Origin of the sequence: Streptomyces sp. M41(2017) (assembly GCF_002078175.1) — a bacterium.
In the GTDB taxonomy this organism is placed as follows: domain Bacteria; phylum Actinomycetota; class Actinomycetes; order Streptomycetales; family Streptomycetaceae; genus Streptomyces.
Map to the genome: position 1 here is coordinate 1427585 of NZ_MWFK01000002.1, position 19177 is coordinate 1446761.

20 protein-coding genes are annotated in these 19177 nt (G+C 73.3%); 13 read left to right on the forward strand and 7 right to left on the reverse strand.

The features are described from left to right. Positions 1-37: 37 nt before the first annotated feature. Positions 38-478, reverse strand: coding sequence for a helix-turn-helix transcriptional regulator (locus B0675_RS31975; RefSeq protein WP_081223092.1), 441 nt, complete (start codon positions 476-478; stop codon positions 38-40). A gap of 85 nt (positions 479-563) precedes the next feature. On the opposite strand from B0675_RS31975, the gene B0675_RS31980 reads away from it, so the two are divergent. The 8 genes from B0675_RS31980 (at position 564) to B0675_RS32015 (ending at position 8660) form a co-directional block, all read left to right on the forward strand. After that, positions 564-1001 carry a hydrogenase maturation nickel metallochaperone HypA gene (locus tag B0675_RS31980; protein WP_081224004.1) on the forward strand — a complete coding sequence of 146 codons (438 nt, stop codon included), beginning with the start codon at positions 564-566 and terminating at the stop codon, positions 999-1001. Beyond that, entirely contained in the window at positions 985-1848 is an 864-nt protein-coding gene (gene hypB / locus B0675_RS31985; protein ID WP_081223093.1) for a hydrogenase nickel incorporation protein HypB, read from the forward strand. Before B0675_RS31980 ends, hypB begins: the two co-directional genes overlap by 17 nt. After that, positions 1845-4205: a carbamoyltransferase HypF gene (hypF, locus tag B0675_RS31990; protein WP_107482887.1), complete on the forward strand. Its 2361-nt coding sequence runs from the start codon at positions 1845-1847 to the stop codon at positions 4203-4205. Before hypB ends, hypF begins: the two co-directional genes overlap by 4 nt. Before the next feature lie 13 nt (positions 4206-4218). Further along, positions 4219-4557, forward strand: coding sequence for a HypC/HybG/HupF family hydrogenase formation chaperone (locus B0675_RS31995; RefSeq protein WP_081223094.1), 339 nt, complete (start codon positions 4219-4221; stop codon positions 4555-4557). Then, positions 4554-5672 (forward strand): hydrogenase formation protein HypD, encoded by a 1119-nt coding sequence (gene hypD / locus B0675_RS32000; protein WP_081223095.1) that lies wholly within the window; start codon positions 4554-4556, stop codon positions 5670-5672. Before B0675_RS31995 ends, hypD begins: the two co-directional genes overlap by 4 nt. Then, complete coding sequence (hypE, locus tag B0675_RS32005; RefSeq protein WP_081223096.1) at positions 5665-6735, forward strand: hydrogenase expression/formation protein HypE; 1071 nt, start codon at positions 5665-5667, stop codon at positions 6733-6735. The genes hypD and hypE overlap by 8 nt, the downstream gene beginning before the upstream one ends. A gap of 248 nt (positions 6736-6983) precedes the next feature. After that, positions 6984-7355 (forward strand): DUF779 domain-containing protein, encoded by a 372-nt coding sequence (locus tag B0675_RS32010; protein ID WP_081223097.1) that lies wholly within the window; start codon positions 6984-6986, stop codon positions 7353-7355. Positions 7356-7430: 75 nt separating this feature from the next. After that, a complete protein-coding gene (locus tag B0675_RS32015) occupies positions 7431-8660 on the forward strand; it encodes a phosphodiester glycosidase family protein (RefSeq protein ID WP_081223098.1) in 1230 nt (409 codons plus the stop codon). A gap of 54 nt (positions 8661-8714) precedes the next feature. Here B0675_RS32015 and B0675_RS32020 read toward each other — a convergent pair whose 3' ends face one another. The 6 genes from B0675_RS32020 to B0675_RS32045 all read right to left on the reverse strand — a co-directional run bounded on the left by B0675_RS32020 (position 8715) and on the right by B0675_RS32045 (position 14233). After that, a complete protein-coding gene (locus B0675_RS32020; RefSeq protein WP_081223099.1) occupies positions 8715-8906 on the reverse strand; it encodes a hypothetical protein in 192 nt (63 codons plus the stop codon). A 104-nt stretch (positions 8907-9010) separates the two neighbouring features. Beyond that, the gene (locus B0675_RS32025) at positions 9011-9874 is read right to left on the reverse strand and encodes a phosphatidylinositol-specific phospholipase C/glycerophosphodiester phosphodiesterase family protein (RefSeq protein WP_081223100.1); all 864 of its coding nucleotides are present in this window, start codon (positions 9872-9874) and stop codon (positions 9011-9013) included. A 311-nt stretch (positions 9875-10185) separates the two neighbouring features. Next, complete coding sequence (locus B0675_RS32030; RefSeq protein WP_241540069.1) at positions 10186-11292, reverse strand: acyl-CoA dehydrogenase family protein; 1107 nt, start codon at positions 11290-11292, stop codon at positions 10186-10188. Continuing rightward, positions 11289-12491: an acyl-CoA dehydrogenase family protein gene (locus tag B0675_RS32035; RefSeq protein ID WP_081223101.1), complete on the reverse strand. Its 1203-nt coding sequence runs from the start codon at positions 12489-12491 to the stop codon at positions 11289-11291. Before B0675_RS32035 ends, B0675_RS32030 begins: the two co-directional genes overlap by 4 nt. Continuing rightward, the gene (locus B0675_RS32040; protein WP_081223102.1) at positions 12488-13465 is read right to left on the reverse strand and encodes an NADPH:quinone oxidoreductase family protein; all 978 of its coding nucleotides are present in this window, start codon (positions 13463-13465) and stop codon (positions 12488-12490) included. The genes B0675_RS32035 and B0675_RS32040 overlap by 4 nt, the downstream gene beginning before the upstream one ends. A gap of 123 nt (positions 13466-13588) precedes the next feature. Beyond that, the gene (locus B0675_RS32045; RefSeq protein WP_241540070.1) at positions 13589-14233 is read right to left on the reverse strand and encodes an XRE family transcriptional regulator; all 645 of its coding nucleotides are present in this window, start codon (positions 14231-14233) and stop codon (positions 13589-13591) included. Between the two features lie 76 nt (positions 14234-14309). On the opposite strand from B0675_RS32045, the gene B0675_RS32050 reads away from it, so the two are divergent. The 5 genes from B0675_RS32050 to B0675_RS32070 all read left to right on the forward strand — a co-directional run bounded on the left by B0675_RS32050 (position 14310) and on the right by B0675_RS32070 (position 19130). Beyond that, complete coding sequence (locus B0675_RS32050; protein ID WP_081224008.1) at positions 14310-15254, forward strand: NAD(P)/FAD-dependent oxidoreductase; 945 nt, start codon at positions 14310-14312, stop codon at positions 15252-15254. Positions 15255-15355: 101 nt separating this feature from the next. Beyond that, on the forward strand, positions 15356-16894 hold the full coding sequence (locus tag B0675_RS32055) for an ATP-dependent DNA ligase (RefSeq protein ID WP_081223103.1): 1539 nt from the start codon (positions 15356-15358) through the stop codon (positions 16892-16894). Then, positions 16891-17364, forward strand: coding sequence for an NUDIX domain-containing protein (locus tag B0675_RS32060; protein WP_081223104.1), 474 nt, complete (start codon positions 16891-16893; stop codon positions 17362-17364). Before B0675_RS32055 ends, B0675_RS32060 begins: the two co-directional genes overlap by 4 nt. Before the next feature lie 109 nt (positions 17365-17473). Then, a complete protein-coding gene (locus B0675_RS32065) occupies positions 17474-18865 on the forward strand; it encodes an NADP-dependent succinic semialdehyde dehydrogenase (RefSeq protein ID WP_081223105.1) in 1392 nt (463 codons plus the stop codon). Positions 18866-18890: 25 nt separating this feature from the next. Then, positions 18891-19130, forward strand: coding sequence for a DUF6213 family protein (locus tag B0675_RS32070; RefSeq protein ID WP_081223106.1), 240 nt, complete (start codon positions 18891-18893; stop codon positions 19128-19130). Positions 19131-19177: the final 47 nt, after the last annotated feature.

The window sequence follows — 19177 nt, forward strand, 5'->3', positions numbered from 1 at the left end:
CCTACGGGCTCGCCCGGAACCTGTCGGACATCCGCCGCTACTTGCGCATGCGGCGCATGTGATCCGGCGTACGCGCGTGATCGGGCGAACCGCCGCCGGCGACACCCGGGCCTCCGCCCTCGCGGCCCGGCCGGCCGGCGACGCCGTCGAGCTGCACGTACCGCTCCAGGAAGAGGTGCAGGGTGCCGTGGAGGTCGCCGAGGCGGACGAACCACAGCGCGAGGTTCATGGCGCCCTGCTGGGTGATCGCGTAGACCCGGCGGGCGGGACCGCTCTCCGAGGCGAGCCAGTGCGAGGTGACCTCACCGCTGCTCTCCATGCCCCGCAGCAGCCGGTACACGTGGGCCGGGTCGGCCTCGGCGCAGCCGAACGCGCCCAGGCGCTGAACGAGCTCGTAACCGTGGCCTTGGCGTTCGGCCAGCAGCAGGAGCAGCACCGGGGTCAGCAGGGCGCGTCGCTCGACCTCGTGGCCAGTCATCGTCTTCTCAGAGTAGCCAGCGGCGCGCTCGCCACCCACCCGGGAGCGGCACTCGGGGGGACGTCGGTCACAGGGGGTGACGGCCGTGCATGAGCTGTCGATCGCCGTGGCCGTCGTCGAGCAGGTCGAGGAGGCCGTGCGGGACCAGGGACGTGCGGTGGCGTCCCTGACCTTGCGGATCGGTGAGCTCGCCGGGGTGGTGCCCGAGGCACTGGACTTCGCGTTCGCCCTGGCGACGGAGGGGACCGCGCTGGCGGGGGCCCGGTTGCTGATCGACACGGTCGAGGGTCGGGGGCGGTGCGAGGGCTGCGGCCGCGAGGCACCGACCGGGATGCCGCCGGTGCTCTGGTGCACCGGGTGCGGGGCGACGCTGACCCTGCTCGGTGGCCGGGAACTGGAGATCGTCCGGGTGGTGCTCGCCGACGGGCCGCCGGGCGCCGAGAGCGCGGGGGCCGGGCCGCGGCCCGCGGTGGCCGGGCTGCCGACACGCGACGAGGAGGCGGGCCATGTGCCGCACCGTTGATCTGCATCAGGCCGTGCTGGCGAGGAACGACGAGAACGCGCTGGCGCTGCGGGGCTACCTGGGTGACCGCGGCGCGGTCGCGGTCAATCTGCTGTCCAGTCCGGGCAGCGGCAAGACGGCGCTGCTCGAACAACTGCTGGCGCGGGCGGTGGCGGACGGTGTCCCGGCCGCGGCCGTGACCGCCGACCTGGCGACGGAGAACGACGCGACCCGGCTGGCCCGATCGGGCGCCCCGGTCCGGCAGATCCTCACCGACGGGCTGTGCCACCTGGAGGCGGGCATGCTCCGGCGGCGGCTGGAGGGCTGGATGCCCGAGGGCACCCGGCTGCTGTTCGTCGAGAACGTCGGCAACCTCGTCTGCCCCGCCTCCTACGACCTCGGCGAGACGCTGCGCATCGCGCTCGCGTCGGTGACCGAGGGCGAGGACAAGCCGGTGAAGTACCCGACGGCCTTCGGCCTCGCACAGCTGGTGGTGATCACCAAGACGGACGTCGCGGACGCCGTCGGCTTCGACCGGGAGGCGTTCCTGCGCGGGGTCGAGCAGGTCAACCCCGGAGTACCGGTCCTGGAGACCTCGGCCCGTACCGGTGCGGGTGTGGACGCGCTGCTGGCCCACGTATTGCGCGCCGCGGACGGCGAGGAGGCGCACGTCCCCGTCCTGGCCCGGGAGCACGAGCGGTACCTGGAGAGTCACGACCACGGCGACGGAACCGGGCCGCATGTCCACGACGACGGCGATCACGATCACGGCGACGCGCGGGGACCCTCGTCCGGCGGGCGACGCCGGCACGACGACGGGCCCGGAGCGGCACCCGTCCCGGCCGGGACACGGGGGAACGCGCCGTGACGGGGATCCCGGGACGCGAGCGCCGGCACGTCACCGTGAGGGGCGTCGTGCAGGGTGTGGGCTTCCGGCCGTTCGTCTACACCCTCGCCGAGGAGTACGGCCTGTCCGGCTGGGTCACCAACAACGCGGCCGGTGTCGAGGCCGAGGTGGAGGGCCCGGCGGCCGCCGTGGCCGCGTTCTGCGGCCGGATCGGGACCCGGCCGCCGCCGCTCGCCGTGGTGGAGTCCGTCGAGGAACGTGCCCTGCCCCTGGAGAACGACGGCTCCGTGTTCACCATCCGCCCCTCCTCCGGCGGCCAGGGGCGCACGCTGGTCTCCCCCGACACCGCCACCTGCGACGCCTGCATGAGCGAGCTGGCCGACCCCGCCGACCGGCGTCACCGGCACCCGTTCATCACCTGCACGCACTGCGGCCCCCGCTTCACCGTCGTGACGGCGCTGCCGTACGACCGGGCCAACACCACGATGGCGGACTTCCCGATGTGCGCGGACTGCGCCCGGGAGTACGCCGACCCGGCCGACCGGCGCTTCCACGCCCAGCCGATCGCCTGCCATGCCTGCGGGCCCCGGCTCACCCTGCGCACCGGACCCGGCGACCTCCGCGCGCCGCGCGACGCCGAGGCCCTGGCGGAGGCGCGTCGGCTGCTCGCCGACGGGGCCGTGCTGGCGGTCAAGGGGATCGGCGGCTACCACCTGGCCTGCGACGCGGGCGACCCCGCGGCCGTCCGCGCCCTGCGCAAGCGCAAGAACCGGGGCGGCAAGCCCTTCGCGGTGCTCGCCGACTCCCCCGAGACCGTGCGGCGCCTCGCCCACCTCGGCCCCGCCGAGGAGGAACTGCTGCTCGGGCCGCGCAAACCGGTGGTCCTGCTGCGGCGCCGGGACACCTCGTCCGACGCCGTCGCACCGGGCGTCGCGCCGGGGAGCCCGGACCTCGGCTTCCTGCTCCCGTACACGCCGGTGCACCGGCTGCTGCTCGGTCTGCCCGGTGATCCACCGGGCCCCGCCGTCCTCGTCATGACCAGCGGGAACCGCGCGGGCGAACCCATCGTGACCGACGACGAGGAGGCGCTGACCCGGCTGGCGGGGCTGGCCGACGCCTGGCTCACGCACGACCGTCCCGTGCACGTGCCCTGCGACGACTCGGTGGTCCGGGTCTGCGCGGGCGCCGAGCTGCCGGTGCGCCGGTCGCGCGGCTACGCCCCCTTCCCGGTCGCGCTGCCGGTCCCGGTGCTGCCCGCGCTGGCCGTCGGCGGCGATCTGAAGAACACCTTCTGCGCCGGCGACGGCCGCTACGCCTGGCTGTCCGCGCACGTCGGGGACATGGACGACCTCGCCACGCTGACCGCCTTCGAACGGGCCACCGGACACCTCACGGACCTCACCGGCGTCGCACCGCGGCTGCTGGTCGCCGACCGGCATCCCGGATACCGCTCCGCGCAGTGGGCCGTGCGCACCGCCGAGGCACGGGGACGGCCGCTGCGCCGGGTGCAGCACCACCACGCGCATGTCGCCTCCTGCATGGCCGAACACGGCCTCGACGGCTCGGCGCCGGTGATCGGCGTGGCCTTCGACGGGACGGGTTACGGGGACGACGGCGCGGTGTGGGGCGGTGAGGTGCTGCTCGCCGACTACGACGGATACCGGCGGTTCGCCCGTCTGGGATACGTGCCGCTGCCGGGCGGCGACGCGGCGGTGCGCAATCCGTACCGGATGGCGCTGTCCCATCTGCGGGCGGCCGACCTGCCCTGGACGGACGAGCTGCCGTGCGTCGCCGCCGCGACGCCCGAGGAGCGCCGGCTGCTCGCACGGCAGCTGGAGCGTGGGCTCAACTGTGTGCCCACCTCCAGCATGGGCCGCCTGTTCGACGCGGTGTCCTCGCTCGCCGGGGTCTGCCACCGGGTCGAGTACGAGGCGCAGGCGGCGATGGAGCTGGAGAACGCGGCGCTGGGCGACCTGACCGGTCCGCTCGCCGACGACGAGCGCGACGACGTGTACCGGTTCATCCTGAGAACGGGCCGCCAGGACCGCGCGGCGCCGCTGACCGCCGATCCGGGACCGGTTCTGGCCGCCGCCGCGGCGGACGTCCTCGGCGGTGTGACGGCCGGGCCGGTGGCGCGGCGGTTCCACCGGGCGGTGGTCGCCCTGGTCCAGGAGGTGTGCGCGGTGGCACGAGACCGCACCGGAATCCGCACGGTGGCCCTGAGCGGCGGGGTGTTCTGCAACGCCCTGCTCACCGAGGGCTGTGCCGCCGTCCTCGAACGGGACGGCTTCACCGTGCTGCGGCACCGCAGGGTTCCCCCCAACGACGGCGGTCTCGCCCTCGGGCAGCTGATCGTCGCCGCCCGAGCACAGGACTAGCGAGGAGCGCGTCATGTGTCTGGCCGTACCCGGCCGAGTGCTGGAGATCGAGGAACGCGACGCGACGCGGATGGCCAAGGTGGACTTCGGCGGCGTCGTCAAGGACGTGTGTCTGGAGTACGTGCCGGACATGCGGGTCGGGGACTACGCCATCGTCCATGTCGGGTTCGCCCTGCAGCGGCTGGACGAGGAGTCGGCGAAACAGACCCTGGAGCTGTTCGAGAACCTCGGGGTGCTGGAGGAGGAGTTCGGCGACGCGTGGGGCCGGGCGGCCCGGGACGCGGGCGCCGAACGTCCCGCCGGAACCGGACTGCCGCCCACGGACGGCGTCGAGAAGGAGGCGCGGCCATGAAGTACCTGGACGAGTTCAGCGACCCGGTCCTCGCCAAACGGCTCTTCGACGACATCAGAGCCGTCACCACGCGGCCCTGGGCGCTCATGGAGGTCTGCGGCGGCCAGACGCACTCGATCATCCGGCACGGCATCGACCAGCTCCTGCCCGAGGAGATCGAGCTGATCCACGGACCGGGCTGCCCGGTCTGCGTGACCCCGCTGGAGATCATCGACAAGGCGCTGGAGATCGCCTCCCGGCCCGACGTGATCTTCTGCTCGTTCGGCGACATGCTGCGGGTGCCCGGCAGCGGACGCGACCTGTTCAAGGTCAAGAGCGAGGGCGCGGACGTACGGGTCGTCTACTCGCCGCTGGACGCGTTGAAGATCGCGCAGGAGAACCCCGACCGGCAGGTCGTGTTCTTCGGCATCGGTTTCGAGACGACGGCGCCGCCCAACGCCATGACCGTCTACCAGGCGAAGAAGCTGGGCATCTCCAACTTCAGCCTGCTGGTCTCGCACGTCCGGGTCCCCCCGGCCATCGACGCGATCATGCGCTCGCCGGACTGCCGGGTCCAGGGCTTCCTCGCCGCCGGGCACGTCTGCACGGTGATGGGCATGGCCGAGTATCCCGAACTCGCCGAGGAGCACGGGGTGCCGATCGTGGTGACCGGGTTCGAACCGCTCGACATCCTGGAGGGCATCCGGCGCGCGGTACGGCAGCTGGAGGCCGGCGAGCACACGGTGGAGAACGCCTATCCGCGGGCCGTGCAGGCGGAGGGCAGTCCCGCGGCCAAGGCCATGCTGGCGGACGTGTTCGAGGTGACCGACCGGGCCTGGCGCGGGATCGGCATGATCCCGGCCAGCGGCTGGCGCCTCTCGCCCAAGTACCGCGCGTACGACGCCGAGCACCGCTTCTCGGTGACCGGCATCGACACGCAGGAGTCGACCGTCTGCCGCAGTGGCGAGGTGCTCCAGGGCTTCATCAAGCCGAACGAGTGCGCCGCGTTCGGCAAGGAGTGCACGCCGCGCAGTCCGCTGGGCGCGACGATGGTCTCCAGTGAGGGCGCGTGTGCCGCGTACTACCTGTACCGGCGGCTGGAGACCCCGGACAAGGAGGCGAGTTCCGTTGGCTGACTCCGCGTCGGCTCCGGTCGACTTCTCCTCCTGGACCTGTCCCGCGCCGCTGCGCGACCACGACAGGATCGTCATGGGGCACGGCGGGGGCGGCACGCTCTCCGCCGAGCTGGTGGAGCACCTGTTCGCGCCCGCCTTCGGCAGTGACGTGCTCGCCGAGCTGGGCGACTCGGCGCACCTGGACCTGGGCGGCGCCCGCCTCGCCTTCTCCACCGACTCCTTCGTCGTCCGGCCGTTGTTCTTCCCCGGAGGCAGCATCGGGGACCTGGCCGTGAACGGCACGGTGAACGACCTGGCCATGGCGGGGGCCGCGCCCGCCTATCTGTCCTGCGGGTTCATCCTGGAGGAGGGCATCGAGCTGTCCGTCGTGGGCCGGGTGGCCGAGGCCCTGGGCGAGGCGGCCCGCACCGCGGGCGTGGTCGTCGCGACCGGCGACACCAAGGTGGTCGACGCGGGGCACGGCGACGGCATCTTCATCAACACCGCCGGGATCGGCCTGATCCAGGACGGCGTCGACATCCGCCCGCAGCGTGCGGCGCCCGGTGACGTGGTCCTGGTCAGCGGGCCGATCGGGGTGCACGGCGTGGCCATCATGAGTGTGCGGGAGGGGCTGGAGTTCGGCGTCGAGATCCAGAGCGACACCGCCTCGCTGGCCGGGCTCGTCGCGGACATGCTGGCGGCCTGCCGTGACCTCCATGTGCTGCGCGACCCGACCCGGGGCGGTCTGGCCACCTCCCTGAACGAGATCGCCGCGGCGTCGGGCGTCGGCATCGCGCTCGACGAACGGTCGCTGCCGATCCCGGACACGGTCGCCAACGCCTGCGCCTTCCTCGGCCTCGACCCGCTGTACGTGGCCAACGAGGGCAAGCTGGTGGCGTTCGTGCCGCCCGAGCACGCCGACGCCGTCCTCGAGGCGATGCGCGCGCATCCGCTGGGCAAGGAGTCCGTGGTGATCGGCCAGTGCGTTCCCGATCACCCCGGCATGGTCGTCGCGGCCACCGGCCTGGGCGGCACCCGCGTGGTCGACATGCCGCTCGGCGAACAGCTGCCGCGCATCTGCTGACCGGACCCGCCCGCTCCCCCGTCCCCGCACGGGACGGCCCCCGGCCGCGCACCTGACCGGCCCCGGTGACGACCCGCCTCCCGCGGGCGCACCGGGGCCGGCCTTTTGTGCGCCCGGGTGCAACCCCGTCGCAACGTCCCGGGTGGTGTGCTGGTCGACGCCCCGCGCCGGCGCTCGCCCGACGCGCGGTCCCGCACCCTGCGGGAAGGCCGTGAGGCCCGAGCCGTGACACCCGACGGGACGTACCGATGGACGACGACAAGGACGACGACGTCGCGCGCGTGGGGCTGACCCCCGCCGCCGCCGATCTGCTGCGACGCCTGCACGGTCTGCACGGGCCCCTGATGTTCCACCAGTCGGGCGGCTGCTGCGACGGCAGCGCGCCCATGTGCTACCCGGCCGGCGAGTTCCGCACCGGCGGCTCGGACGTGCTGCTGGCCGAGCTGGAGGTCGAGGGCGTCGAGGAACCGGTGACGTTCTGGATGTCGAAGAGCCAGTACGACCTGTGGGCCCACACCCGCCTGACCGTCGACGTCGTGCCGGGCCGGGGCAGCGGCTTCTCCCTCGAAGCACCCGAAGGAGTGCGTTTTCTGATCCGTTCCCGGGTCGTCGGCCGCTAGCCACCGGCCCGGGCACCGTCCTCTGGTGCAATCCCCCTGAGTCCTGGGAAAGTTGACGAGACATCAGGGGGCACGGTGACGCGTCGCGACGCACGGTTCGGATCGGCACTGACGGTCTTCACGGCATGCGGAGCGCTGGCCGCTGCCGCCCTGGTGGGGGCGGCACCGGCCAGCGGCGCGGAGGACACCGGGGCCATCGCGCCCGGTGTCGAGTACAGCGAGCTGGACATCCCCGCCGCGAAGGGTGTGGCCCACGCGCACGTCCTGACCGTCGACCTGCGCAATCCCCATGTGCGGGTCGACCTGCTGCACCCCGGAGCCGTGGCGTCGCGGGAGCCCGTGTCCCGGCTGGCCGCCGGACAGGGAGCGGTGGCCGGTGTCAACGGCGACTTCTTCAACATCGAGGAGTCCCAGCACCCGGGCGTCGAGGCCACGGGTGCGACCGTCGGGCCCGCGATCGCGAGCGGTCACGCCCTCAAGGCCGCGGTCCCGGACGGCCAGCGGTTCGGGCCCGCGCTGCCGCCCGGCACCCACACGAACGACGTGTTCGGGGTCGGCGTCGACCGCCGGGCGCGGCTGGACGGACTGGACCTCGACGGTTCGGTCCGCAGCGAGGACGGCACCTGGCCGCTCGGCGGATTCAACCAGTACGCGCTCCCGGTCGGTTCCGTGGGCGCGTTCACCTCCGACTGGGGCTCCGTCTCCCGACTGCGCGCCACCTGCGGGACGGACACCGAGCGGGCCGCGCCGTGCAGCTCCGACACCTACGAGGTGACGGTCCGGGACGGTCGGGTCGCGTCCGTCGCCGACACTCCGGGCGGTGGCGGCATCGCACCGGGCACGACGGTCCTGGTGGGGCGTGAGGCGGGCGCCCGGTCGTTGCGGAAGCTGTCGGTCGGCGAGCACGTGCTCGTGCGGCACAGGCTGGTCTCCGGGTCGTCCCGGGTGCCGTACCGCTTCGCGGTGGGCGGCTATCCGATGATGACCGGCGGTGTGCCCCTGCCGGGCCTGGACGACAGGACCTCGGCCGTGCGGACCGCCGTGGGCTTCTCCGACCACGGGCACCGGCTGCAACTCCTCGCCCTCGACGGTGCCCCGGAGTTCCGCGGAGGGCTCACCATCGCCGAAGTGACCGCCGCGATGCGCAGGGTGGGATCCGAGGACGCCTTCAGCCTGGACGGCGGCGGGTCCACCACGATGGTCGCCCGGCAGCCGGGCTCCGACACCGTCAGCGTCCTCAACCATCCGACCGGCGGCGCGGAGCGCCCTGTACCGAACGGCATCGGGGTGTTCTCCCGCCCGTGACACGCCGTCCCGCCGGTGGCTCCGGGGCTGCCCGCACGGGCACGCCCCGGAGTGTCACGGCGTGAGACTTCCGACGATGTCCGCGGTGGCGGTGAGTCCGCTGTGGATCGTCGGCGCCATGCTCGTGCTGGCCAGCAGGAACCCCAGCAGGGCGCAGACCAGTGCGTGGGAGAACTTCAGCCCGTTGCGCAGGAAGATCACCGCCAGCACCAGGAGCAGCAGCACCGCAGAGATGGAAATGGCCATCGTCAACCTCCTCCGCCACGTCCGCTTCGCGGCGTTCGGCCGCAAGTGTGGCCCAGCGGGGAGTTCGTCCGGGCGGCTGACGTGTCCGCCGAACGAGTGGTCTTCTACCTGCGGTCGTGGGCGTCCAGGAACTCCTGGAGACCGCCCAGGTCATCGGTGTTGAGGTAATCGACGCCGGCGGCGAGCAGTTCGCGCCACAGGGCTTCGCGTTCCGGGCCCGCGACGTCGGGAGTCGCCCAGAACCTGACCTTCTGCCGGTTCCGGTGCGCGCCGGCCGTGATGGTGCGCAGCTTGGCCCGTTCGACGGCCGGGAAGGGTCCCGCGCCCAGCCAGCTGAAGGCGAGTGTCCAGTTGTCGCTGATCAGCGGGACGAAGGAGGCGGGCGCGGCGCTGCCGAGGTCGGCGAGCCTGCCGTCGTAGAACGCGTGCCGGACGGTCTGCGCCTCCATCGGGGCGCGGGCGGCGCGGTCCCCGGACACGACGGCGGTGACGGGCCCGGGACGCACCCGGCCGTGCGCGTACGTCGTGAACAGGTGCCGGTGGCGGCGCAGTTGGCGGTCGAGTTCGCGATAGGTCGAGGCCCCCTCGGTCTTGATGTCGACGAGGAGTTGCAGCGGGGTGCGGTGTCCCCGGTAGACCGAGCCGTGCTGCGCGCGGACGCGGGCGGCCAGCGGGGCGAGGTAGAGGGATTCGAGGGTGCGGGTGGGGTCGAGGTCCACCGGGTCGTGGGCGACGAGGAGTTGGCCCTCGACGAGGTAGATGTCGGCCTCGACGCTGCCGAAGCGGTGGTCGAGGGCGTCGAGGAGGGGGCGTGGGTGGTCGTAGTCGTTGTGGGCGTGTGCGCGCCACAGGGGACGGGTGCGCGGCTTCGCGTCGGCGGCCAGGGCCCGGGACGCGGGTAACGCGACCGAGCCGGCGAGGGCGGCGCCGAGGGTGCCGAGGGCTCTGCGGCGGGTGGTGAGGGCCATGCTCTGCCTCCCTTGAGGGGTGCCGTACGGGACCTCAGGGAGTATGCGGTCCGGCAGTGGTCAGGAAACCCTGCCGGTGCGGGAGTTGGCCGGAGCGCCGTGGGGTGTTCACCTGACCGGATCCGGGCGTTCCGCCGCGTACCGCGCGGCCGGTGACGCCCCGTCGTCCGTCCGGCCGGTTCCTTCGGACGGAGGACGGGCGCACGGGAGAGGCCCGCCCCGAGCTGGGGCGGGCCTCTCCGGACTGCTCTCGGACTCCTCTCGGAACCGGCACCCGGGCCGAGGGCAGGGCCGGGCCGGGTGAGGTCGGTTCAGGGGGCCTGGAGGTCGACCAGGTCCGCCAGTGCGGCGCGGTGCGCGCCCGCCGTGCCGTACGCGATCGAGTCGGCTTTGGCGCGCTTCAGGTACAGGTGCGCCGGGTGCTCCCACGTCATGCCGATCCCGCCGTGCAACTGGAGCGCCTCCTCCGCCGCGTGGACGGCGGCGGGCGCCGCGTAGGCCTGGGCGACGGCCACGGCGATGTCGCCGTCGGAGCTGCCGGTGGCCAGCGCGTCCGCCGCGTTCCTGGCTGCGGCACGGGTGTTGACGACCTCCAGCCACACCTGGGCCAGCCGGTGCTTGAGCGCCTGGAAGCCGCCCACCGGCCGGTTGAACTGCTTGCGCTCCTTGAGGTAGCGGACGGTCTCCGTCAACGACCAGTCGGCAAGGCCGAGTTGCTCGGAGGCGAGCAGTCCGGCACCGGCCCGCAGCCCGCGCCGGACCGCGCTCGACGCGTCGTCGGTGAGCAGTCGTGCCGGCGCCCCCTCGAACGTGACGCGGGCGAGCGGCCTGGTCGGGTCGAGGCAGACCTGCGGGGTGACCGTGACGGCGTCCGCGTCGACCGCGTACAGCCCGCCGTCGTCGGCCGGGACGAGCAGGACGTGGGCGGCGGCCGCGTCGGCGACGCCCGTCAACTCGCCGTGCAGCGCGCCGCCTTCCAGTGGGACGGTGCGAAGGGCGGCTCCGGGCCCGCTGCTGAGCGGGACGGCGAGGGCACCGACCGTGCGGCCGGAGGCGAGGGCGGCGAGCAGCTCGGCCGCGTCGGCTCCCGTGCAGGCCAGCAGCGCCTCGGTGGCGACGACGGCGCTCGTCAGATAGGGAACGGGGGCGACCGCGCGGCCCAGTTCCTCCAGGACCACGGCGGCCTCGCGGTGGGTGGCGCCCTGTCCGCCCTGGTCCTCGGGCACCAGGAGTCCGGCCAGGCCCATGCCGTCGGCGAGGGCCTTCCACAACTCGGGGTCGTGCGGGGTGGCGGACTCACCGCGGGTGATGACGTCGGCCGCGGCGCAGCGGTCGGTGAGGAGGTCGCGGACGGCGGCGCGCAGCGCCTCTTCCTCCTCCGTGTAGAGCAGATCGGGCTCGGTGCTCACCTGGCTCATCGGGCGAGGTCCTTCCATGCGACGTCCTTGTCGGTGCGCGGCTCGGACGGCAGGCCGAGGACGCGTTCGGCGACGATGTTCAGCAGGACCTCGCTGGTCCCGCCCTCGATGCTGTTGCCCTTGGAGCGCAGGTAGCGGTAGCCGGCGTCCCGGCCGGTGAAGTCGACCAGTTCCGGCCGGCGCATCGTCCAGTCCTCGTACAGGAGGCCTTCCTCGCCGAGGAGTTCGACCTCCAGTCCGCTGATCTCCTGGTTGAGCCGGGCGAAGCCGAGCTTCATGCCGGAGCCCTCGTGTCCCGGCTGGCCCTGGGCGAGCTGCTGGCGCAGGCGTTCGCCGGAGAGCCGCGCGACCTCGGCCTCGACCCACAGCTTCAGGAGGCGCTGGTGCGTGTCGTGGGTGCGCAGTTCGGGCCTTTCGCGCCAGGTCTTCGAGACCGGGCCGATCATGCCGCCCTCGCGCGGGATGCGCATGCCGCCGATGGAGACGCGCTCGTTCATCAGCGTGGTCTGCGCGACCCGCCAGCCGTCACCGACCTCGCCGAGGCGGTGCGCGTCGGGGATGCGGACGTCGGTGAGGAAGACCTCGTTGAACTCGGCCTCGCCGGTGATCTGGCGCAGCGGCCGCACCTCGACACCGGGGTCGCTCATGTCGCAGATGAAGTACGTGATGCCCCGGTGCTTGGGCACGTCCGGGTCGGTGCGGGCGATGAGGATGGCCCAGCGGGCGAGGTGGGCGCTGGACGTCCACACCTTCTGCCCGTTGATCACCCAGTCGCCGCCGCCCTCGGGTGCGTCGGCGTCGGTGCGGACGGCGCGGGTGCCGAGCGCGGCGAGGTCCGAGCCGGCGCCGGGCTCGCTGAACAGCTGGCACCACACCTCCTCCCCGACCCACAGGGGCCTCAGGAAGCGCCGCTTCTGCTCCTCGGTGCCGAAGCCGAGGATCGTCGGCGCGGCCATGCCCAGGCCGATGCCGATGCGCCGGGGGTCGTTGTCGGGCGCGCCCGCGGCGGCCAGTTCGGCGTCGACCACGGCCTGGAGGCGGCGGGGTGCGCCGAGTCCGCCGAGGCCCTCGGGGTAGTGCACCCAGGCGAGTCCGGCGTCGAAGCGGGCCTTGAGGAAGTCCAGACGTTCTGTTTCGGCGGGCGGGTGCGCGGCCAGCAACTCCTGGGTGCGGCGGCGCAGTTCGGCTGCGTCGGTCATGCGGCGGCTCCGTTCTCCAGTGCGGGCACCACGGCGATCCGTCCGGTGGTGACCCCGTCGGCGACCCGCTGCACGGCGGCGGCGGCCCCGCTCAGCGGGACCCGCTCGCTCACCAGCGGCTTGATCGCGCCGCGGGTGGCCAGCTCGGTGAGCTGTTCGTGGCAGTGCTGGACGAGCTTCGGGTTCTTGGTGTTGTACAGGCCCCAGTGCAGGCCGAGGATCGCGTAGTTCTTCACGAGGGCGTGGTTGAGCGCCGGGCTCGGGATGCTGCCGCTCGCGAAGCCGACGACCACGATCCGGCCCTCGAAGGCGACGACCTTGGTGGACTGGGTGTAGGCGTCGCCGCCGACCGGGTCGTAGATCACGTCCGCGCCGCGTCCGCCGGTCGCCTCCTTGACCGCGCCGATGACGTCCTCGGCGCGCCGGTCGATGACGACGTCACAGCCCAGTTCCCGTGCCACGGCGACCTTGTCGGCGCCGCCGACGACGCCGATGACGGTCGCGCCGGCCGCCTTGCCGAGCTGTACGGCCGCGCTGCCGACCCCGCCGGCCGCGGCGTGCACGAGCAGCGTCTCGCCGGCCTCCAGGCGGGCGCGGCGGTGCAGGCCGAACCAGCCCGTCTGGTAGCCGATGTGCAGGGCCGCGGCCTCGGCGTCGTCGAGGGCGTCGGGGGCCGGCAGGAGGGCCGCGGCGTCCGCGAGCGCATACTCGGCGAAGCCGCCGTACGGCAGAACGGGGTTGGCGATCACCCGGCGTCCGTCCTCGGTCTCGCCGCAGATCTCCACGCCGGGCGTGAACGGCAGCGGCGGCCTGACCTGGTACTGGCCGCGGCACAGCAGCGCGTCCGGGAAGTTGATGTTGGCGGCGCGGACCGTGAGCAGGACCTGGCCGTCACCGGGCGTCGGCCGGTCCACCTCCTGGAGGCGCATCGCCTCCGCGGGCTCGCCGTTCTGGTGCACTTGCCATGCCTGCATGCGGGGCCTCCAGGGGACTGCGTCGTCTGACCGGGGTCGATCGCATACTAAGCGGTCGCTTGCCCACCTGGGAACAGGGGGCGCCCGTCGTCTTCGCCACTCCCCGGTGGAGCGTTCCGGCGGTCAGATCTCTTGGCCGCGCACCTTCGGCCGGGCCCGCACGTGCATCCGCTCCCCCTGCGGCCCGAACAGGCTCAGGAACTCGACGGGCCCCTCCCCCGTCGACCCGAACCAGTGCGGCACCCGTGTGTCGAACTCCGCCGCCTCCCCGGGACCGAGCACCACGTCGTGCTCGCCGAGCACCAGGCGCAGCCGCCCGGCCATCACGTACAGCCACTCGTAGCCCTCGTGGGTCCGCGGGTCCGGGGTCATGGACCGCTGCGGTTCGAGCACCTTGTAGGCCTGGAGGCCGCCGGGCTGGCGGGTCAGCGGCCAGTGCGTGCGCCCTCCGCGCACGATGGGCTCGGCCCGCACCCGCGGGTCGCCGACCGGCGGAGCGCCGACCAGTTCGTCGAGCGGGACCTGGTGCGCCCGCGCGATGGGCAGCAGCAGCTCCAGGCTGGGCTTGCGCAGACCCGACTCCAGCCGCGACAGCGTGCTCACCGAGATGCCGGTCGCCTCGGACAGCCCGGCCAGCGTGGCCCCGCGGTCCTTGCGGATCCGGCGCAGCCGGGGGCCCACCTCGGCCAGCACCTCGTCCGTCCCGGCGTCCCCCGTCGCGCCCGGCCTGCTCCCGTCGTTCGTCCCCGTGGACGTCTCCTCGCTCATCCCCACATTGCAGATTCGGCAAAGCCGTTTGTCAATCCGTCGTCGATCGGCGACGTTCGGGGCGGAGGTGGTCACCATGACCGAGACATACGAAGTGGTCGTCGTCGGCGGCGGCACGGCCGGACTGTCGGCCGCCCTGGTCCTCGGCCGGGCCCGGCGCCGCACCCTCGTCGTCGACGCGGGCGAACCGCGCAACGCGCCCGCCGCGCACCTGCAGGGCTATCTGACCCGGGACGGCATGCCGCCCGCCGCGTTCCTCGCCGAGGGCCGCCGGGAGGTCGAGGGCTACGGGGTGGAGATCGTGCGTGACGACGCGGTGGACGTGGTCCGCGACGGCACCGGGGAGTTCGACGTGACGCTCGGGTCCGGGCGGGCCGTCCACGCGCGTCGGCTGATCGTCACCACGGGCCTGGCCGACGAGCTGCCCGCCGTGCCCGGCGTCGCCGAGCGCTTCGGGCGCGATGTGCTGCACTGCCCGTACTGCCACGGCTGGGAGGTTCGCGACGAGGCCTTCGGTGTGCTGGCCACGACGCCGATGAGCGTGCACCAGGCGCTGATGGTGACCCAGTGGTCGAAGGACGTCACGCTGTTCCTGCACACCGTCGCGGAGGACGAGCTCGGTGACGAGGACCTGCGCCGGCTGGCCGCCGCCGGGGTCGCCGTGGTGCCGGGCGAGGTCGCGGAGCTGGTGGTGGACGCCGACCGGCTCACCGGCGTGCGCCTCACCGACGGGTCCACGCACGCGCGCTCGGCGCTGTTCGTCGCTCCCCGGGCCGTGCCGCGGACCGGCCTGCTCGCACGACTGGGCGCAGAGCTGACCGAGACCCCGTTCGGCTCCTATCCGGTGACCGATCCGACCGGCCTGACGAGCGTGCCCGGCGTCTGGGCCGCGGGCAACGCCGCCGGCTTCGCCGAGCAGGTCGTGAACGCGGCGAGCGGCGGCTACCGCGCGGCGGCCACCCTCAACGGCGAACTGCTCTTCACCGACCTGGACGCTGCCGTGGCACGGGGGCGGCGGTAGGCGCCCGCGCCGCACGGACAACGCCCGGCCGCGGCACCGCGAGGTCACCGGCCCGCCCCCGTACGGGTGTGAACCCGGCGTCCGCGTAGCACCATGGCTGCATGCTGCTGAGCCGGCTCGCCCATGTGTCCCAGGAGGTCGCCGCCACCTCGGCGCGGTCCCGGAAGACCGCTCTGCTCGCGGAGCTGTTCCGGGACGCCGAGCCGGACGACGTGCCGATCGTGATCCCGTATCTGGCGGGCCGGCTGCCGCAGGGCCGGCTCGGCATCGGCTGGAAGGTGCTGAGCGACCGGGTCCCGCCGGCCGCCGAGCCCACCCTCACCGTGCGCGAGGTCGACGCCCGTCTCAGCGCTCTCGGCCAGGTGTCCGGCACCGGCTCGCAGGCCGAGCGGGCCCGACTGGTGGCAGAGTTGATGGGGGCGGCCACCGAGGAGGAGCAGCGTTTCCTGTTCGGGCTGCTCACCGGGGAGGTGCGCCAGGGCGCCCTGGACGCCGTCGCCGTGGAGGGGCTCGCCCAGGCGACCGGCACACCCGCCGGGGACGTACGGCGCGCGGTGATGCTCGCCGGTTCGCTCCGGACGGTCGCGCGCGCCCTGCTCGCCGACGGCCCGGAGGCGTTGTCCGGGTTCCGGCTCACGGTCGGCCGGCCGGTGCTGCCGATGCTGGCGCACAGCGCCGCGTCAGTGTCCGAGGCGGTCGGCAAGCTCGGCGCCTGTGTGGTGGAGGAGAAACTCGACGGCATCCGGGTGCAGGTGCACCGCGACGGCGAGGAGGTGCGCGTCTACACCCGGACGCTCGACGACATCACCGACCGCCTCCCTGAACTGACGTCCGCCGCACGGGAGTTGCGCGGCGAGCGGTTCATCCTGGACGGCGAGGTGATCGCGCTGGACGAGCGGGGCCGGCCGCGCTCCTTCCAGGAGACGGCCGGGCGCGTGGGGTCCCGCGTGGACGTGGCGACGGCCGCGAAGGCCGTGCCCGTCTCCCCCGTCTTCTTCGACGCCCTCTCGGTGGACGGCCGGGACCTGCTGGACCTCCCGTTCGCGGAACGGCACATGGAGCTGGCCCGTCTCGTGCCGGAACCGATGCGGGTCCGGCGGACGCCCGTGGCGGGACCGGAGGACGCCGACGACGGCGAGCGCTTCCTCGCCGACTCGCTGGCGCGCGGCCACGAGGGTGTCGTGGTGAAGGCGCTCGACGCCCCCTACAGCGCGGGCCGGCGCGGTGCGTCCTGGCTGAAGGTCAAGCCCGTGCACACCCTCGACCTGGTGGTCCTCGCGGCCGAGTGGGGGCACGGCCGGCGCACCGGCAAGCTCTCCAACCTGCACCTGGGCGCCCGCACCGGCGACGGCGCCTTCGCCATGCTCGGCAAGACCTTCAAGGGCATGACCGACGCGATGCTCACCTGGCAGACCGAGCGGCTCCGGGAACTGGCGGTGGAGGACGACGGGCACGTGGTGACCGTACGGCCCGAACTGGTCGTGGAGATCGCCTACGACGGTCTGCAGCGGTCCACGCGCTATCCGGCCGGCGTCACCCTGCGCTTCGCTCGGGTCGTCCGCTACCGCGAGGACAAGCGCCCGGCCGAAGCCGACACGGTCGACACCCTGCTCGCCGCCCACCCCGAGGTGACGGCGTGAGCGGCAGGAGGGCCAGGCGGAGTGCGGGCCTGCTTCTGTTCCGGCGCACCGGGCACGGCATCGAGGTCCTCCTCGGCCACATGGGCGGCCCCTTCTTCGCACGGCGGGACGCCGGGGCCTGGACGGTCCCCAAGGGCGAGTACGAACCCGACGAGACCGCCTGGGACGCGGCCCGCCGCGAGTTCCGCGAGGAGCTGGGGCTGCCGCCGCCCGACGGCGAGGCCGTCACGCTCGGTGAGGTCACCCAGACGAACGGCAAGGTCGTCACGGCCTGGGCGATCGAGGCGGATCTGGATCCGGCGGCCGTGGTGCCCGGCACCTTCACGATGGAATGGCCGCCGAAATCGGGCCGCCACCAGGAGTTTCCCGAACTGGACCGGGTGGAGTGGATGACCCCGGACCGGGCCCGGACCCTCATCGTGTCCGCCCAGGCGACGTTTCTCGACCGGCTGGTGGAGCACTCGGCCTGAGAGTCGGCGTTCGGCCACGTGCGCCGGCTCGCCCACCAGCCCTCCGCGTTGCGCCGGACCCCGCGGCGCGGGAGGGTCGGACAACAGCCCGCTCTCAGGAGGTCGGCCCATGGCCATCGCGACGGTGAACCCGGCGAACGGCGAGACGCTCAAGACGTACGACGCGCTCGGCGCCGAGGAGATCGAGCGCAGGCTCGCCGCCGCCGAGGCCACGTTCCGTTCGTATCGCACGACCTCGTTCGCCGAGCGGGCGCGGCTGATGCACCGGGCCGCCGAACTTCTGGAGCAGGACCAGGACGAGATCGGCCGGGTGATGACGGTCGAGATGGGCAAGCCCGTCAAGCAGGCGCGCGCGGAGGCGGCCAAGTGCGCCAAGGCGATGCACTGGTACGCCGACCGCGCCGAGGGACTGCTCGCCGACGAACACCCGGACGCGGCGGACGCGAAGGACTCCGGCGCGTCCCGCGTCCTCGTGCGCTACCGGCCGCTCGGCCCGGTGCTCGCCGTGATGCCGTGGAACTTCCCGCTCTGGCAGGTGGTCCGGTTCGCGGCGCCCGCTCTGATGGCGGGCAACGTGGGCCTGCTCAAGCACGCGTCGAACGTGCCGCAGACCGCGCTCTACCTGGAGGACCTGTTCCGCAGGGCGGGCTTCCCCGAGGGCTGCTTCCAGACCCTGCTGATCGGCTCGGGAGCCGTCGAGGACATCCTGCGCGACCCGCGCGTCAAGGCGGCCACGCTGACCGGCAGCGAACCGGCGGGCCGGGCGGTCGCCTCGGTGGCCGGCGACGAGGTGAAGAAGACGGTGCTGGAACTGGGCGGCAGCGACCCGTACGTCGTGATGCCGTCCGCCGACGTCGAGCGGGCCGCGCGAACCGCCGTGACCGCCCGGGTGCAGAACAACGGACAGTCCTGCATCGCCGCCAAGCGGTTCATCGTGCACACCGACGTGTTCGACACCTTCGCGGAGCACTTCGCCGAAGGGATGCGGGCCCTCAAGGTCGGCGATCCGCTCGAGGAGGACACCGAGGTGGGACCGCTCTCGACCGAGCAGGGCCGCACCGACCTGGAGGAGCTCGTCGACGACGCGGTGGAGAACGGCGCGACCGTACTGTGCGGCGGCGAACGCCCCGACGGGTTCCCGGACGGGTGGTACTACGCGCCGACCGTGCTGACCGACATCACCCCCGAGATGCGCATCCACCAGGAGGAGACGTTCGGCCCGGTCGCCACGCTCTACCGGGCGGCCGACCTGGACGAGGCGGTCGCCATCGCCAACGACACCCCGTTCGGGCTGAGCTCGAACGTGTGGACGCGTGACGAGGCCGAGGTGGAGCGGTTCGTGCGGGACATCGAGGCCGGCGGCGTCTTCTTCAACGGGATGACGGCCTCGCACCCGGCGTTCCCCTTCGGCGGGGAGAAGCGGTCCGGCTACGGACGTGAGCTGTCGGAGCACGGAATCCGCGAGTTCTGCAACATCACCACCGTATGGCACGGAGCGTGAGCGTTCCGCAGCTACGATCCCCCCTGTGAACCGCGAAGTGACCCTCCCCCTGATCGTCGACGACCGCGGCACGTTGCAGGTGGCGGCCGCCGACGTCAGCAAGCTGCTGCGCACGGTGGGCGGCCGGTGGCTGCACCTGGTGGAGGCCGGCCAGGACGGGCTCGACGAGGACACGGTCGCCGCGCTCACCATCGAGCTGGCCAAGCTGGCCGACCGGATCGACGTCGCTTGCATCGCGCACAGCAGCGGTCCGACCGGCGACTGACCGCCCGCCCGGACGCGGGCACCGCGGCCGGACCGTCGCCGGGCGGG

What these genes read in the sequence shown, in the direction of transcription:
- B0675_RS32055 (WP_081223103.1), top strand. Translation starts at nt 15,356, where the DNA reads ATGCTGCTGAGCCGGCTCGCCCATGTGTCCCAGGAGGTCGCCGCCACC.
- B0675_RS32050 (WP_081224008.1), top strand. Translation starts at nt 14,310, where the DNA reads ATGACCGAGACATACGAAGTGGTCGTCGTCGGCGGCGGCACGGCCGGA.
- B0675_RS32040 (WP_081223102.1), bottom strand. Translation starts at nt 13,465, where the DNA reads ATGCAGGCATGGCAAGTGCACCAGAACGGCGAGCCCGCGGAGGCGATG.
- B0675_RS32065 (WP_081223105.1), top strand. Translation starts at nt 17,474, where the DNA reads ATGGCCATCGCGACGGTGAACCCGGCGAACGGCGAGACGCTCAAGACG.
- hypB (WP_081223093.1), top strand. Translation starts at nt 985, where the DNA reads ATGTGCCGCACCGTTGATCTGCATCAGGCCGTGCTGGCGAGGAACGAC.
- hypD (WP_081223095.1), top strand. Translation starts at nt 4,554, where the DNA reads ATGAAGTACCTGGACGAGTTCAGCGACCCGGTCCTCGCCAAACGGCTC.
- B0675_RS32025 (WP_081223100.1), bottom strand. Translation starts at nt 9,874, where the DNA reads ATGGCCCTCACCACCCGCCGCAGAGCCCTCGGCACCCTCGGCGCCGCC.
- B0675_RS32020 (WP_081223099.1), bottom strand. Translation starts at nt 8,906, where the DNA reads ATGGCCATTTCCATCTCTGCGGTGCTGCTGCTCCTGGTGCTGGCGGTG.
- B0675_RS32035 (WP_081223101.1), bottom strand. Translation starts at nt 12,491, where the DNA reads ATGACCGACGCAGCCGAACTGCGCCGCCGCACCCAGGAGTTGCTGGCC.
- B0675_RS32045 (WP_241540070.1), bottom strand. Translation starts at nt 14,233, where the DNA reads ATGAGCGAGGAGACGTCCACGGGGACGAACGACGGGAGCAGGCCGGGC.
- B0675_RS31975 (WP_081223092.1), bottom strand. Translation starts at nt 478, where the DNA reads ATGACTGGCCACGAGGTCGAGCGACGCGCCCTGCTGACCCCGGTGCTG.
- B0675_RS32010 (WP_081223097.1), top strand. Translation starts at nt 6,984, where the DNA reads ATGGACGACGACAAGGACGACGACGTCGCGCGCGTGGGGCTGACCCCC.
- B0675_RS31995 (WP_081223094.1), top strand. Translation starts at nt 4,219, where the DNA reads ATGTGTCTGGCCGTACCCGGCCGAGTGCTGGAGATCGAGGAACGCGAC.
- B0675_RS32030 (WP_241540069.1), bottom strand. Translation starts at nt 11,292, where the DNA reads ATGAGCCAGGTGAGCACCGAGCCCGATCTGCTCTACACGGAGGAGGAA.